Here is a 15,016-nt window from a genome sequence, read left to right as displayed (position 1 = left end):
ATAGCCTATTCATTTTTTCCAAAGAAACCTGCTATTAAAGTTGAGCAAATTAAGTCTGATCAATTAGCCTTATTTTAGAATCGAACTGAGGTTAATAATCCTTTACGTAAAAAACTCCCTATTTCTATATAATTATTTAATGTTACTCTTAAGCTGGTTTCTTTTATATCTACTGTTTTTAGCCAATTTAAATAATTTCTAGACCAGGATCTTGTTTGCATTTCGCTATATGCATCTGGAATTTCAATACTAAATTGAAAAAGTAATGATTTTACCCTATTTTTTATTCTTCCAACTTCTTTAACTATACGAAAGCGTTGACGTACTAATGCACGATCAGATTCTAAATTTCGTACTGGAATATTAATTCCATCAATTGCATTGCTTCTTAAACAACGTGCTAATTTTCTACTATCAGCTTTATCAGTCTTTTGTACTTTTTCTTTTTTAGAAGTAGGTATATCAGCAGGATGTACAACCAAGCACTTAACTCCTGAATTATTTAGTTTTCTACTTAATTCAAATCCACTAAATCCTGCTTCATATACAGCATGATAATTACCTCCAGGAAAATTATTATGCAAATAAGATACTAAATGTTTTACTTCTGGATCCTGACTAAAGCTTTTGTGTTCATATTCTTCTCCTAATATGGTAACCTTCCAACTTTTTTTATGAACATCAATCCCAATGTAAAAAGATTGTCCTTCAAATTGATTTTTATTAAATTGACTTTGCATAAGCTTGAATTTAATTTATAAAATACCTCTTTATAATATAATAAATTCTTAGCTTATGCTTTTTCAAACATACTACCTCTGTGAAATACCTCTGTGTGCTCCGTGGTAAAAAAGTGAATATCATATATATATCAAATAATCAATACTTTACATCAATTAACATAGAAACGATGTAAAAATGTTTTTAATAGATGACTTTGTTGTGTATTCGTATGCATAACGGATTAAAAATTTGTTTTATATTTAATATCAAAACCAAATTAAAATCAATTAAACTATGGAGAATAAACAACTTACCGAAAGAATTATTGGATGTGCAATTAAAGTTCATAAAGAATTAGGACCAGGGTTATTGGAATCAGCTTATCAGGAATGTTTATTTTATGAATTACAAAGGCAGGGATTTAGAGTTAAAAAAGAAGTAGCAATGCCTTTGGTTTATAACGAAGTAAAACTTGAGTGTGGTTACAGATTAGATTTATTTGTAGAGGATGAAGTTATTATTGAATTGAAGTCTGTTGAACATTTACACGATATCCATATGGCTCAAATATTATCTTATCTAAAACTTGCTGATAAAAGGACAGGATTACTCATTAATTTTAATGTTACCCAGCTAATTAAAGGAGTAAAGAGAGTTGTTAATGGTTATTGATTATAACAACTTGATTGTAGAGAAGAGATAAATCCTTGTGAAAACCTTCATGTGTCCTAAGTTTAAGGTTTACCACAGAGAAAAGGAGACGCTATGCTTCACCACAGAGGATATGGAGAATAAAAAAACTCTGTGTAGTTTTGTGAAATACCTCTTTGTCCTTCGTGTTAAAAAAAGTATCTGTATTAAAATCAAACAAAAACGGGCCACCAAAAATTGATGACCCATCACTTATTGTAATGAAATTATTATGAAAGGAGATAATTAGTTCATTATTTTATAAAAGCACTTTTAGAAACAAAAAGCTTACTAAAATTCATGTCTTTTTTCTCTTTAAAAATGGTGCCTTCATTTTGATTTGAAACCATCACAGCTTCATCTCCATCTAAATAAGCTTTTACTTCTGCAATATTCATCTGATTATCCTGAATTTGGATCGTATGCGTATAGTTACCTTTATCCACATCAGCAAATGCAGAGGCTTTTAAATTTTGAATTTTGTTTAAGTACTGAGCTACAGAAGCTGAATCTAAAGCTATTCCATCACTCATCCACTTATCCTCATTTAAAACCATCGTGAAGGAACTGTCTGCTGGATAATTAAAAGAGATTTTATTCAGATTGGTTTTATTGACTTTAACCAATTGTTTATTTCTAAATGCATTAGCGTCACGATTAATCATGCTACCTAAAAATCCTTCAACAGCGTAAACCTCGTCATCATCACCAGTTCTTACATAAGTAGTCATGGTACCTCTGGGTTGTTGATAGTATTGGTTTTGTTGCATCATAGCCGGATTTTGTTTCGCCTGACGATAAGAGAATTTCCCAATATACAGCGATGCCAATTCTTTTGAACCATTCATAAGTTTTACTACAGAAGAAAGAGAATCTGTGAGTTCATATTTTTCCCATTGATCTGTTTTTCTGGCTGCTAAACGAAGTGGTTTTAGCTTGTTTACCTGATCAATCAAGCGGTTAATCATCGTTCCTTCTCCATTATAAGTATTGCCATTTCTCAATACAGTCCAGTTATCACCAGCTTTCTTAAGTTCAATTTTATCACCCTTAAGCATTTTAGGATATATAACAACCGACGTAACATTATCTGTATTTACATCAAATAGCATGCTTTTTAGCGTGTTTGTGCCATTACTATGGTCAACAATGCGGGCTATAATAACAAGAGCTAATAATGCTATAAAAACGATACTTAATGTTTTAAGGCTAAATTTTCTAAACATAGGTTTCCCCCTTTCTTTTTAAACGGATCAATTTTCTTTTCTGATTTCGATAAATACCGATTAAAATGATGATTACAATAGGTAGCGCAAAGTTGAATATTTTTAAGAATTGCTTATTGGCATCATCAATCTGATCTAAAGGACGCATTTTAACCTGTTTTGATCGTAATTGTATTAAACCAGTATCATCACTCATATAATCGATGGCATTAACCACAAAATTTACGTTGTCAGGTTGTACCTGATGCACTTGTTCTCCTGAACCATTTATTGCCAAATCACCATCAGCAATAACTACAATTTTATGATTGTCCTCTTCAATCATACCAGCAACAGGCATTTTTGAATTCGGGAAATCATTCTCAGTCCATTGTTTTTCAACATTAAAATAGACGGGAGCAGGTTGAGTTGCTGATTTTTCAGATGTGAAAACCAATGGTGTGAAGGATTTAGTGCTATCTCCTGTAAAACTTAATGTACTACCGAACTGCATTATCATTGTTCCTAAACCTTCGGTAATAGGATGTTCGGCAAAGTTTGATAATACTGGTAAATAAGGAAATTGTATAGGTCTGTTTACCGTAAAAATACCCTGACGTTGTTGTACGTTTATAGAGCCACAAGTTGCATCTAGCACAAAATTGTCATTTACTTTTAAACCTTTACTTTCTAACCATTTTCCAAGTCCTGTGTACTTTGCAAATCCCATTCCCTGTTGTAATTGGGCATCAACTTTATTGAAGGAGATAAACAAATTACCACCCTGATTTAAGTATTGATCAATAATGGCAAAATCCTCTTCCGGAATCGTATCCTGAGGATTAATCCAGGCAATCGATATGTATTTACTCAAGTTTACACTATCTGATAGTGTTACATTTTCGGGTACATAAAGAATATCTAAACCCTGAGATACTTGTGCCAACTGATCTAGACCTGCCTCTCCATGTCCTGTTATAAACCCAATAGCAGCCTTTTCCGGAACCGTAAGTTTTTTGATGGCTGTAGTTAAAGAATACTCCATTTGCGCATTAGGTTGAATAAAAGGGATGGTTTCTGTTTCCTCACCAATTTGAATTACAGCCCCCATGTATGCTTTTTTTGTCGTTTCCTGATCTTTTTCGCGAGCTTTAATCATTAAAGTTCTGATGCCTGCTTCAACCGCTTTTTGTTCGTTTGCAGGGTCTTCATTCGGGTTAATAAACTCGTAAACCAATTGGCGACCTGTTAAAGAACTATAATCGGCAAGCATATCTCTGAAATCCTGACGGGCCTTATCAAACTGAGGTTGTAAACCTTCCGAAAAATATGCCGTTACTGTAATTGGTTCTGTAATGCCTTCCAGAATGTCCTTTGTAGTTTCGCTTAGCGTATAACGTTGATCTTCTGTAAAATCTAAGCGAAAAAAGAATCTGTTGGCTAAAATATTGATGAGAATGATGATTCCCAACGATAGTATGATGTAGTATTTTAACTGACTCTTTTTAAACATGATACTGATTAATTAGTTGATGTTTCGTTTTACTAATGATAGCTCAGAAGCCATTAATCCAATGAGAATAATAGATCCGAAATAAACCAGATTTTTGCTATCAATAACTCCTCGTGTTATGCTATTATAATGGTATTGCATATCCATGTACGATAACACATCGCCTGTTATTCCTGAAAAGGCTGTTGAGGTAATTCCAAACAATATCTGAAAGAAAATACCAATGATTAGAGCCAATAAAAAGGCAACTATCTGATTTGATGTAATGCTACTGGCAAATATTCCCAATGAAATATATGCAGCACTCATCAGCAGTAATCCCAGATATCCGGTTAATACAGATCCATGGTCAATTGGACCGATGGAGGCGATTGAAATGTAGTATGGTATGGTTAATGCCAGTGAAATAACAATCAATAAAAAGGTTGAAAGAAATTTACCGGTAACCACTTGCCAGTCAGATATGGGTTTAGTGAGCATTAACTCTATTGTTCCGGTTTTATATTCCTCTGCCATTTGTTTCATGGTTAATGCCGGGATAAAAATAAAGAGTGTCCAGTATGCAATTCCAAAGAATGGCTGCATAGTGGCGCGATTAATAAAAAACACATCATTGTTTCCATAGAGCCAGGTAAAAAATCCACTCAAGCCAAGGAATACAACAATCATGATATAAGCCATCAAAGAATCAAAATACCCTTTGAGCTCTTTTTTCGTTATGATCCAGATTTGTTTCATAATATATGATTAAGAAATAAGTATTAAGACAAGAGACAAAAGATTGATTTTAATTATTATCTAATGATGTCATTTGTCGTTAAACTTTTTTTATTGTTAAATCTATAGTTGAAATTTCTAGTTAGCACTTGTTCCTCCTGTTAATTCACGGAAAATATCTTCAAGATTTTTTTCAATAGGAGTCAACTGAGTTAAATACCAACCTTTAGCGGCACACATCTTAAATATGGCTTCGCATGAAGAGGTTTGAGGTTTACTTTCAACTTCAAAGGCCGTCATTTCATCATTGGCAAACGATACTACATCCACTTCACTTATGTGCTTTAAAGCTTCATATACTTCGTTTCTTTCACCACTATTAATGGCCACTTTTAAAACTTCATTGCCTTGCGCTTTATGTCTTAATTCACTTGGAGTACCATCGGCAACTATTTTTCCTTTGTTGATAATTAAAACTCTGTCACATGTAGCTTCAACCTCAGCCAGAATATGCGAACTAAGAATTACGGTTTTTTCCTTGCCAATTTCTTTAATCAGTTCACGAATTTCGATAATTTGGTTGGGATCTAAACCGGTTGTAGGCTCATCTAAAATCAGTACTTCCGGATTATGAATCAAAGCCTGAGCTAGTCCAACCCTCTGTCGGTAGCCTTTGGATAGTTCTCCAATTTTCTTGTGCTTTTCATCATTCAATCCACATTTAAGTACCATCTCTTTAACACGATTGTCAAGTTCCGATTTTTTCACTCCTTGTAGCTCACCAATAAATTTTAAGTAATCCATTATTGGCATATCCAGGTAAAGTGGATTGTTTTCAGGAAGGTACCCGATGTTACTTTTTACCTTATCAGGTTGCTGAAGTACTGAAACACCACCCACAGTAATATCTCCACTATTAGGAGATATAAAGCAGGTTATTGCTTTCATAGTAGTTGTTTTACCTGCTCCGTTTGGTCCAAGAAAACCTAATATTTCGCCCGTTTTTACCTTAAAAGATAAATTGTCTAAAGCTTTTTGCGGACCGTACAATTTGGTAATCTCATTTACGTTAATGTCCATCTCTTATGTTTTTAAAATAACTTTTGATTCAAAGCGGTAATAAATAAAGTGAGTAGAGAAAGTTGTCGATTAACTCATTTATTTATAGACCGAAAGCATATGAGGATATGCTTTTAAGTGTCCCAAAATTATAACAAGATGAAAAAATGTGGTTCGGATAGGAGGGACTTTAACCTGTTTTTAACCAGAATTATGTTAAGTATTTATGATTGATAAATGAATGGGTGCAAGGTGATCATATGCATTTAGACATGAACGAAAGAAATAACTTTGAGTGTTCCGTGTTTAAAAAGAGGTTTACCTCAGAGAAAAATAGAAGGAACAAGAAATAGGGAGAAGGGAACAGGTTAGGAAATGAAAAGATGTGTTGAAATCTAAAAGAAAGAAAATTCTCTGTGTAACTCTGTGAAATATCTCTATATACTGCGTGGTTCAACAAGATATTATAATTATTTAAGATTTATCTATCAGCCTGTTTACCTACCTTTGTGTGCTAATTAAAAGTTTTAGCATGAAGAATTTTACTTCGATAAATAAATGGCCGTTTTTTTACGGTTTCGTCATAGCAATAGTGGGAACTTTGGGTATCTGGGCTAGTGTTCCCGGACAAACAGTGGGAGTGAGCACTTTTACAGATCCCATAAAAGAAGCTTTAGGTCTGGATCGTCCTCAAATTAGTTTAGCCTATGCACTTGGTACTATTGGTAGTTCATTATTATTGGGTATAGCAGGTAAATGGTTCGATAAATATGGCGCTCGCAAAGTGGCATTTGGAGCCGCTATTGGATTGGCTATTGCTTTATTTATAAGTTCAAAAAGTGCTGATATTTCAAATTCACTTCAGACATTCCTGGGAATTCAAAACTGGTTATTTTCATTTATTGTGATCATGATTTGTTTCTTCCTGATACGATTCACAGGACAAGGGGTGCTTACACTTTCCTCCAGAAATATGATTATGATTTGGTTCGACCAATACCGAGGAAGAGTGAATGCCGTTAGCTCTATTGCTGTATCATTAGGTTTTTCTATTTCACCTTTATGGATTAACCTTTTAATTGAAGGCTATGGTTGGCAAGATGCCTGGTTATGGATGTCAATTGGATTGTTAGTAATTGGAATTCTTATATACGCAACGTTTCGTGATTCACCGGAAAAATATGGCATGGTACCAGATGGGCATATTGGTTCGCATAAAGAGAAGAAAAAGCAAATAAAACCAGTTCAGGAATTCACAAGGGGACAAGCGCTTAAAACCCGTGCCTTTTGGATGTATGGACTGATGCTGGCTTTTAATGGTTATTTTATTACAGGACTAACCTTTCATATTATTTCCATTTTTGGTGATGTAGGTTACTCAAAACAGGAAGCCTTATCATTTTTCTTACCTATGTCCATTGTATCGCTTACAGTATCTGTATTGGGAAATGCCATTAGCGATAAAACAAAATTTAAGTATCTACTGTACGCAATGATATTTGGATCAGCAACTTGTTCTGTAGGTTTGGCCATTTTAAAATACACCATAGGCTTTTATCTGTTGATCGGAGGAGTTGGAATAATGGGAGGGATGTTTGCTGTATTGTCATCTGTTGTTTGGCCTCGATTTTTTGGCAGGAAGCATCTTGGAGCGATATCGGGTGTCAGTATGCAGATGATCGTCTTTTCAAGCGCATTAGGACCATTTATGTTTAGTTTATCCTATAACTACCTGGGTTCCTATTCTTATATAGCTTTAGCCGGATTGGTAAGTTTAGCACTTATTGCCATAGGTTCTGTAAAAGCTGATAACCCTCAGGAGAGTTTAGAGTCTTAAGTTAAAAGTCAAAAGTCCAAAGTACCTAGGAGAATAGAGCAGGGAACAAGATGATTAATTTAGAAAAACCTCTGTGTAACTCTGCGAAATATCTCCGTGTGCTCCGTGTTTGAAAATAAGTTTACCACAGAGAAAAGGAGGCGCTTCGCTTCATCACAGAGGACATGGAGAATAAAGGGAATATGCAGAAAGGAACAGGGATAAAGTTGTGGGTTATTTTTGTTATTTATAAGAATAAAAAAATGCTCAGTGTAACTCTGTGAAATATCTCCGTGTGCTCCGTGTTTAAAAAGAAGTCTACCACAGAGAAAAGGAGGCGCTACGCTTCATCACAGAGGACATAGAGATTCTTATTATAAGGAATTTTACCATTCAGGATAAATAGAAACACCTATAGAAACAGGATATAGCTCCGGCGCTTTGTTTTTATCGAACATTGGAGATAAATAATAGGTTCCGTATAGATTTATGGCTCTGTAGCCAATACGAACCTGCGCACCATATCTAAAGTCATTTAAGTTAAAGTTTCCTCTGTCTTTATCCTTCGATTTTTCACCATCATTCTTTGTAACAACTTTGGTATGTGATTTTAATTTGTACCCCATAATTCCACCTGCAGAAATATAAAATCCATCTCTGTTTTTACTATTGAATTGCAGCTCAAATAAAATTGGAGCAGTCAGGTATAAAGTAGTGAGTTTGGTTTTATCCAAATTACCGTCAATAACCGAATAAGATAAATATCCCATATCATCTTTGGTTAAAGTATATGGATTATCAAAACGATAATTATTAAATGTTAAGCCTAATCCGGTCACAAAACCAATATTTCCTTTGCGACTCAAAGAAATATCTTGTTCCCATAGATTTAAGGATACTTCAATCGATTTTCCAGTGTTTAATGAAAGAAAATCATCTTCAGGATAGAGTGACAATTCGCCATCAGCATTCAGGTAGTTATTAAACCCTAAATCCATACCCCAGTAATGTCCATCGAAACGTCTTTTATCTTTCTTTTTGCGTTTTATGATTCTGTTATCATCATCATCAGATCTTTTCTGAAAACTAAGCTTGGTTGAATTGTCATCAGCAATAATATCCATGTCAGAACCAAATAATCTGATTTTTGTGGTGTCCTTATCTTTTGAAATCACTTCACGATCATTATGATTTATTTCTGTTGAGTATTCATAAGTCTCCGTTTCATCTTCTTCGTCATCAAAATCATATTCCTCAGGATTATGGACTGCATCACCATTTTTATTGATGTAAGACACATTACTGTTGTTAACTACTTTGGCTATGCCATCTTCAAAATCGCTTATATATTGGTATTGACAAGGAATCACTTCTGCACCAGCCATGTTGATATAACCCATTTTGCCGTTTTTAAGAACTTTGGCCATACCGTCTTCAAAATCCCATATTTTCTGATATTGGGCAGGAACAATTTCAACTCCGGCTTCATTTAACATACCCATTTTCCCATGTTTTAAAACCATAGCACGTCCATCTTCAAAATCCCATATCTTTTGATATTCGGCAGGAATAACTTCAAAACCGGCCAGGTTGATATAACCAATACCACCATTTCTGAAAACACGGGCTTTACCATCTTCAAAATCCCAGATCTGATCGTACTGACAAGGAATAAACTCATAGCCATTCATATCAACAAAACCCATCTTGCCATTTTTCAACACTTTAGCTCTGCCGTCCTCAAATTCCCATACCATATCATATACAGTAGGAATAATTAAGTTGCCGTTAAGGTTGTAAATACCAATCTTTCCGTTTTTAATCACCTTAATGTTTCCATTATCCTGCAAATCCCACACTTGCTCGTTTTCGCAGGGAATAATTACGTTTCCATTACCGTCTATCAGCCCCATTTTACCATTGAGCATTACCCGGTAATATCCGTCCTCAATTTCCCACGCTTTTTGATAGGAATCCAAAAAAGATTTATTTTCCTGGGCATAGATAGGTAAGATGAGGTATAATGACAATAATATAATGACAATACGTTTCATAACTGATTTGTAATTAAATTGATTCTCTGATGAACGAAAATAACCTTCGGCTAACAAAGCTTTGAGTGCTTTTTACAAATGCCTTTTAAAAGTTGGCTAAAGTAATACCAATACTGTAAGGGTACAATTCAGGGCCTTTATCTTTTTCGTAAAGAGTAGAAAAGTTATAAGTTGCATAAAGCTTAATAATTTTATAACCTACCTGAACCATAGCTCCATACTGAAATGGATTGATATTGATATCATCTCTTGATTTATCCGTATCGCCATCGGTATAAACTACTTTAGTATGCGATCCTATTTTGAATCCACCGTAAACTCCGGCTGAAATAAATGCGGTACAACGATTTTTATCAGAAGGAATTTGTGCTTCAAGCAATAACGGAACGTTTAGATATGAAGCTACAATTTTACTTTTTTCAACAGGGTTGGTAGCTGGAATTGGCTCTCCGTATGTAATACCAGCATTGTTCTTTTGAATGTTGAACTGGTTATCCTGACGATAATTGTAAACAGTCCATCCTAAACCGGTAACCAATCCAAGATTTTTTTTGCGTTGCTGTAAGCCAATATCGTATTGAAGAAAGTTAATGGTAAAAGCCATCGATTTTCCTGAGTTTATTTCCATAAAATCGCCATCCGCAGGTATCGAAGTATCAAAATCCTTACCTGAGTAATTACAGAATCCAAGCAATACACCAGAGTAGTGACCTTTAAACTTTTCACGGGGAATATGAACCATTCTTACATTAGTTTTATCATCTTCTTCAATAAATTCCCATCTTTTATGTCCTAAAGTTATTTTGGTAATGGTATCGTTATGTTCCTGAACTTCAACTTTAGCGCGAGGAAATCCTACAATGGCTTTTTCTTGTTTTTCATCAATAACAACCACATCAACAGGAGTTGTTTTTTTCTTTTCTTTTGTGGTGGTCTCATTTTGTTGCGCTTTTAATAAAGCTGGTGAAAATAAGGCACATAAAATGACTAGTAAATATATTTTTTGCATGACTTTTAATTTTAAAAATGATTTGTTTTTTAGAACGCGCTTCTAAGATTATGACGCCTGAACATCTAATTTGTTACAGGCATACTTTTTATTTTTCTTGAAAATGAAATATTATCTGATTCGAGCTGATAAGCTACCATTTCTCCATCTTCATTGATATATTTTTTTATGGTTGTTGGGTTACCCGACAAGTAATTGATAAATCGGATACCTGTGCCTAATGCATTAACAGAACGAGATAATTTTTGACTTTCGGACTGAACATGATTTTCCATTGCCAACTCGTTAACTTCTGTTTGCCTTAAGTTGTTGGCAATCATAATCGGCATCATGGCATTTAAACCTATTTCGTAAGCATTTAATGGTTTATTTTGTTTCTCAAAATGTATTGATTTGCCTACCAATGGTTCAATATATATATCTTCTCTTACTTGTTGCTCTTCTTTTTGATTATCAGTTGTTTCTGTGTTGGTAACAGATTCTGTTCCTGTTTCTTTTACACTCGTATTAAGGGTACTTTGTGCAGATTCGTTGTTATCTTGTTTTTTTTGCGTGTTTTGAGTTTGTGTATTTTTCGGAAGAACAATTAATGATGGTGTATCATTAACTACAACTGATTGCATGTTTTTTGCTGATTTTTTTAAATAAGGAAAAGTACCTATGCTGATTAAAAGAGCAATAACTGCAGCCGCACTCACTTTTCGCAAAGTAGCAGGTGTAAATATCGGTAGGAGGGTAACTCTTTTTAAAACACTTTTATGGGCAAATTTTATAGTGTTATTACTTTTTAATTTTGTGTTTTGATAGGCAATAAACAGTTTATGATTTTCTTCAGAAGAATTGATAAAGTCTGCCTTCCATTGTTTTTCATTTTCATCTAAACCAGTTTCAATATCCTTAATGGCAATATATTCTTCGTAAGGAATATCAATTTCGCTGGCTTCGGCTTTAAGTAACGAAGTTTTATCTGCAAATGATATGCTTTCAGGTTCAAGTACCATATCGCTGATACCTTCAATCTCTTTTTGTATTTCAGGATGTTGATATAAAAACAGCTCAAATTGTTTCTGATTATCCTCAGATAACATGCCGTCAAGGTAGTCAACAATCCATTCTTCGTAATTATCTATTGTAATCATCATGATTCAAACTAAAACTTCAATTTTACCAATATAATTTTTCAGAAACTGTCGTCCTCTGAAAATGTAAACTTTCACTTGCGATTCACTCAGGTTTGTAATCTCAGCAATCTCATTGTAATTGTACCCTTCATAGTCGCGCAATAAAATCACGTTTTTTTGGTCTGGAGGAAGTTGCTCAAGTGCCTGGTGTAATATTTCATTTACATCGCTGTAGGTTTCGTTGGTAACATATTTGTTGGCGTCAGCATCTTCCCAACTTGCTTTGTATTTGTCTCTTCTTATAGAATCGATTAAAGTATGGTATGCCGTTGAAAACAGATAACTCTTTGCTTTGGCATAAGAAATGTCTGCATGGTTTTTCCATACTTTTTCAAATGTGTCCTGCACAATATCTTTAGCCCGGTCTGTATCTCTTATGTTCTTTAATACAAATCGATAAATATTATCAGAATACGATTCTACACTTTTATTATACTCTTTAACTGTCATCCGACTCAGTTAGGATTTACTTAAAAAAGGACGATTGTTATCATACTTTTGTTTCTAATTTCTATGTTTGTGACGCATAAGCATGGCTAAAGTTACAGCGGTTTTAGAAAAAAGTGAAAATTTTTATGATGTCGGAATTATTTATATCAATTGTTGTAGGATTTATTCTTGATTTATTAATCGGCGATCCTTATTCAATGCCCCATCCAATCAAGGTTTTTGGAAATACCATCTCGCTAGGTGAGCGTTACTTGAATAAAAATAATCATCGAAAAATAAAAGGTGCCTTTATGGCCTTTTGTTGTATTGTGCTAGCCTTTTTGTGTTTCTATATGATTGAAAGAGCAGCATCTTTAAACTATTATGTTTCCATAATTGTGGGGGCTATATTTGTTTTTTATGGATTGGCTAACCGCACTTTAATAAACGAAGTTTTAAAGGTAGAGAAGGAATTAAGTAAAAATGGTTTGGACGCAGGCCGCAAACAGTTGAGTTTTATTGTGGGCCGACAAACAGATAAACTGGATGCTCAATCTATTCGTAAAGCTGCTCTGGAAACTTTATCAGAGAATTTAAGCGATGGCGTGATAGCTCCGCTCTTTTACCTTTTTATAGGGGGTATTCCGTTAATGTTTGCCTACAAAATGGTGAATACCCTGGACTCGATGATTGGCTATAAAAATGATCGTTACAAAGATTTTGGATGTTTTGCAGCAAAGGTTGATGATGTTTTTAATTTTATTCCTGCTCGTATTACTGCCCTTTTAATTGCTTTGGTGAGTTTAAAATCAAAATCCTTTGCTTTTATTTTTAAATATGGAAATCAACATAGCAGTCCCAATGCCGGATATCCTGAAGCAGCTTTAGCCGGAGCTTTAAATTGCCGTTTTGGCGGGCCATCAGAATATTTTGGAAAGGTAGTTGATAAACCATACATAGGAGAGAACCCTCTGGAATTAAACTCAAAACATATCAATTATTCTTGTGGCATTAATTTAAAAGCCAGTGTTTTGTTTTTGGTGGTGGGGTTGGTTGTGATGTTTTATTTAGGGTAATAAAAGTTTTAGGCTTCAAACCACCTCCCCTCGTACCTCGGGTACTCCTACTTGGCAAGGATGAGAGTTGATTTGTAGCTTGCTTAATTGTTGCTCTTAGGAATATTACAAATGTCTGGGTTTAAGTTCTAATTATTAATAAATCCTAAATAAAAAAATGCCAAACGAGTAATTAATTCACATAAAAACATAATAATTTGTGAATACAATATCTGTTGCATATATTTATATTAAAAATTTGGATATGTATTCACGCACATTAAGAGGAGTAATTGAAAATAAGATAGGAAAGGGAAAGGCTATTCTATTAATTGGACCAAGACAGGTTGGTAAGACAACTTTAATAAATCAGATAATCTCAGATAAAAAGCACTTATTTCTTGATGCAGATGATCCTACAGTCCGGAGTTTGTTAAATAATCCCAATACAGAGCAAATACGATCAATATTAGGTCCACATAAAATTGTATTTATAGATGAAGCGCAAAGGATAGCAGGGATCGGCTTAACTTTAAAAATAATTACCGATCAGTTCAAAGATGTTCAATTAATGGTGAGTGGATCATCTTCATTTAATTTATCTCATGAATTAAATGAGCCATTAACAGGTAGAAAGTGGGAGTATGAATTATATCCTATAAGTTGGGAAGAGTATCAGGAAACACAAGGCTATTTAGTGGCTGAGCAACAAGTTGAAAATAGATTATTGTATGGTTTTTATCCCGATGTTCTTAATAATCCTGGAGAAGAAAAGGAAATATTAAAACAACTTGTAAACAGTTATTTGTATCGAGATATTTTAGCTTATTCAAATATTCGAAAGCCAGAAGTATTAGAGAGATTAGTACAAGCATTAGCATTACAGATAGGGAGTGAAGTAAATTACAATGAGTTGTCTCAAACTGTAGGAGTAGATAAAAACACCGTATCAAATTATATTGATATCCTGGAGAAAGGTTTTGTTGTTTATAGACTTAATGCTTATAGTAAAAATCTTAGGAATGAAATAAAGAAGAATAAGAAGATCTATTTTTAAGATAATGGTGTAAGAAATATGATTCTCGGAAACTTTAATCGTTTAGATCTTCGACAGGATACAGGAGCTCTTTGGGAAAACTTTCTAATTACAGAAAGAGTAAAGCAGAATAATTACAAAAATAGTTATGCGAAAATGTATTTTTGGCGTACTCAACAGCAGCAAGAAGTTGATTTTGTTGAAGAAATAAATGGACAGTTAAAAGGATATGAGTTTAAGTGGAATGCCAAAAAGAAGGTTAGATTACCCAAGACATTTGTGAATACTTATAATGCAAAAGAAGAAGTGATTGACAGAACTAATTTTAGAGACTTTGTAGTCATAAAATAAATACTAACGAGTAATTGTTTATTGCATGAAGTCAACAATTATTTCTTAATATAAATCTTTTCTGTCTGAAGGTTCGAAATCCAATGGATATGTAAGTATAACTCTGTCTGATTGATTTAGATTATTCAAATTAAATTATCTTTTTTCTTAAAACCAATTCTCAAAAGCTTTATTGAGA

14 protein-coding genes are annotated in these 15,016 nt (G+C 33.9%); 5 read left to right on the top strand and 9 right to left on the bottom strand.

The window, feature by feature from the left end; genetic code table 11:
- Window positions 1-74: 74 nt before the first annotated feature.
- Window positions 75-740, bottom strand: coding sequence for an IS110 family transposase (locus tag OM075_RS22575; RefSeq protein WP_301192826.1), 666 nt, complete (start codon window positions 738-740; stop codon window positions 75-77).
- Between the two features lie 277 nt (window positions 741-1,017).
- On the opposite strand from OM075_RS22575, the gene OM075_RS22570 reads away from it, so the two are divergent.
- A complete protein-coding gene (locus tag OM075_RS22570; RefSeq protein ID WP_301192825.1) occupies window positions 1,018-1,395 on the top strand; it encodes a GxxExxY protein in 378 nt (125 codons plus the stop codon).
- Between the two features lie 272 nt (window positions 1,396-1,667).
- On the opposite strand, the gene OM075_RS22565 is transcribed toward OM075_RS22570, so the two are convergent.
- The 4 genes from OM075_RS22565 to OM075_RS22550 form a co-directional block, all read right to left on the bottom strand.
- Window positions 1,668-2,639, bottom strand: coding sequence for a DUF4340 domain-containing protein (locus OM075_RS22565; RefSeq protein ID WP_301192824.1), 972 nt, complete (start codon window positions 2,637-2,639; stop codon window positions 1,668-1,670).
- Window positions 2,632-4,131 (bottom strand): GldG family protein, encoded by a 1,500-nt coding sequence (locus OM075_RS22560; protein ID WP_301192823.1) that lies wholly within the window; start codon window positions 4,129-4,131, stop codon window positions 2,632-2,634. Before OM075_RS22560 ends, OM075_RS22565 begins: the two co-directional genes overlap by 8 nt.
- A gap of 12 nt (window positions 4,132-4,143) precedes the next feature.
- A complete protein-coding gene (locus OM075_RS22555; protein ID WP_301192822.1) occupies window positions 4,144-4,869 on the bottom strand; it encodes an ABC transporter permease subunit in 726 nt (241 codons plus the stop codon).
- Between the two features lie 117 nt (window positions 4,870-4,986).
- Complete coding sequence (locus tag OM075_RS22550; RefSeq protein ID WP_301192821.1) at window positions 4,987-5,928, bottom strand: ATP-binding cassette domain-containing protein; 942 nt, start codon at window positions 5,926-5,928, stop codon at window positions 4,987-4,989.
- A gap of 511 nt (window positions 5,929-6,439) precedes the next feature.
- Between OM075_RS22550 and OM075_RS22545 the strand changes: the two genes are divergently transcribed.
- On the top strand, window positions 6,440-7,744 hold the full coding sequence (locus tag OM075_RS22545; protein WP_301192820.1) for an MFS transporter: 1,305 nt from the start codon (window positions 6,440-6,442) through the stop codon (window positions 7,742-7,744).
- A gap of 365 nt (window positions 7,745-8,109) precedes the next feature.
- On the opposite strand, the gene OM075_RS22540 is transcribed toward OM075_RS22545, so the two are convergent.
- From OM075_RS22540 to OM075_RS22525, 4 genes are all read right to left on the bottom strand, one after another.
- Entirely contained in the window at window positions 8,110-9,777 is a 1,668-nt protein-coding gene (locus OM075_RS22540) for a WG repeat-containing protein (protein WP_301192819.1), read from the bottom strand.
- Between the two features lie 85 nt (window positions 9,778-9,862).
- Window positions 9,863-10,786, bottom strand: coding sequence for a porin family protein (locus OM075_RS22535; RefSeq protein ID WP_301192818.1), 924 nt, complete (start codon window positions 10,784-10,786; stop codon window positions 9,863-9,865).
- Between the two features lie 65 nt (window positions 10,787-10,851).
- The gene (locus tag OM075_RS22530) at window positions 10,852-11,928 is read right to left on the bottom strand and encodes an anti-sigma factor family protein (RefSeq protein WP_301192817.1); all 1,077 of its coding nucleotides are present in this window, start codon (window positions 11,926-11,928) and stop codon (window positions 10,852-10,854) included.
- Between the two features lie 3 nt (window positions 11,929-11,931).
- Window positions 11,932-12,417 carry an RNA polymerase sigma factor gene (locus OM075_RS22525; RefSeq protein ID WP_301192816.1) on the bottom strand — a complete coding sequence of 162 codons (486 nt, stop codon included), beginning with the start codon at window positions 12,415-12,417 and terminating at the stop codon, window positions 11,932-11,934.
- Between the two features lie 125 nt (window positions 12,418-12,542).
- Between OM075_RS22525 and cbiB the strand changes: the two genes are divergently transcribed.
- The 3 genes from cbiB (at window position 12,543) to OM075_RS26610 (ending at window position 14,838) form a co-directional block, all read left to right on the top strand.
- Window positions 12,543-13,472 (top strand): adenosylcobinamide-phosphate synthase CbiB, encoded by a 930-nt coding sequence (gene cbiB / locus OM075_RS22520; RefSeq protein ID WP_301192815.1) that lies wholly within the window; start codon window positions 12,543-12,545, stop codon window positions 13,470-13,472.
- Between the two features lie 244 nt (window positions 13,473-13,716).
- Window positions 13,717-14,508, top strand: coding sequence for an ATP-binding protein (locus tag OM075_RS22515; protein ID WP_301192814.1), 792 nt, complete (start codon window positions 13,717-13,719; stop codon window positions 14,506-14,508).
- Between the two features lie 18 nt (window positions 14,509-14,526).
- Window positions 14,527-14,838, top strand: coding sequence for a DUF4143 domain-containing protein (locus tag OM075_RS26610; protein ID WP_494515758.1), 312 nt, complete (start codon window positions 14,527-14,529; stop codon window positions 14,836-14,838).
- Window positions 14,839-15,016 lie beyond the last annotated feature (178 nt).

It is taken from the genome of Plebeiibacterium sediminum, assembly GCF_026013605.1.
In the GTDB taxonomy this organism is placed as follows: Bacteria; Bacteroidota; Bacteroidia; order Bacteroidales; family Marinilabiliaceae; genus Saccharicrinis; species Saccharicrinis sediminus.
Note: the sequence above shows the minus strand (reverse complement) of the source record. Positions and strands in the feature narration are given on the sequence as shown.

Excerpts from the sequence above, each read along its gene's own strand:
- OM075_RS26610 (WP_494515758.1), top strand. The coding sequence starts at position 14,527 with ATGATTCTCGGAAACTTTAATCGTTTAGATCTTCGACAGGATACAGGA.
- OM075_RS22530 (WP_301192817.1), bottom strand. The coding sequence starts at position 11,928 with ATGATGATTACAATAGATAATTACGAAGAATGGATTGTTGACTACCTT.
- OM075_RS22525 (WP_301192816.1), bottom strand. The coding sequence starts at position 12,417 with ATGACAGTTAAAGAGTATAATAAAAGTGTAGAATCGTATTCTGATAAT.
- OM075_RS22555 (WP_301192822.1), bottom strand. The coding sequence starts at position 4,869 with ATGAAACAAATCTGGATCATAACGAAAAAAGAGCTCAAAGGGTATTTT.
- cbiB (WP_301192815.1), top strand. The coding sequence starts at position 12,543 with ATGATGTCGGAATTATTTATATCAATTGTTGTAGGATTTATTCTTGAT.
- OM075_RS22570 (WP_301192825.1), top strand. The coding sequence starts at position 1,018 with ATGGAGAATAAACAACTTACCGAAAGAATTATTGGATGTGCAATTAAA.
- OM075_RS22575 (WP_301192826.1), bottom strand. The coding sequence starts at position 740 with ATGCAAAGTCAATTTAATAAAAATCAATTTGAAGGACAATCTTTTTAC.
- OM075_RS22565 (WP_301192824.1), bottom strand. The coding sequence starts at position 2,639 with ATGTTTAGAAAATTTAGCCTTAAAACATTAAGTATCGTTTTTATAGCA.
- OM075_RS22540 (WP_301192819.1), bottom strand. The coding sequence starts at position 9,777 with ATGAAACGTATTGTCATTATATTATTGTCATTATACCTCATCTTACCT.
- OM075_RS22535 (WP_301192818.1), bottom strand. The coding sequence starts at position 10,786 with ATGCAAAAAATATATTTACTAGTCATTTTATGTGCCTTATTTTCACCA.
- OM075_RS22545 (WP_301192820.1), top strand. The coding sequence starts at position 6,440 with ATGAAGAATTTTACTTCGATAAATAAATGGCCGTTTTTTTACGGTTTC.
- OM075_RS22550 (WP_301192821.1), bottom strand. The coding sequence starts at position 5,928 with ATGGACATTAACGTAAATGAGATTACCAAATTGTACGGTCCGCAAAAA.
- OM075_RS22560 (WP_301192823.1), bottom strand. The coding sequence starts at position 4,131 with ATGTTTAAAAAGAGTCAGTTAAAATACTACATCATACTATCGTTGGGA.
- OM075_RS22515 (WP_301192814.1), top strand. The coding sequence starts at position 13,717 with ATGTATTCACGCACATTAAGAGGAGTAATTGAAAATAAGATAGGAAAG.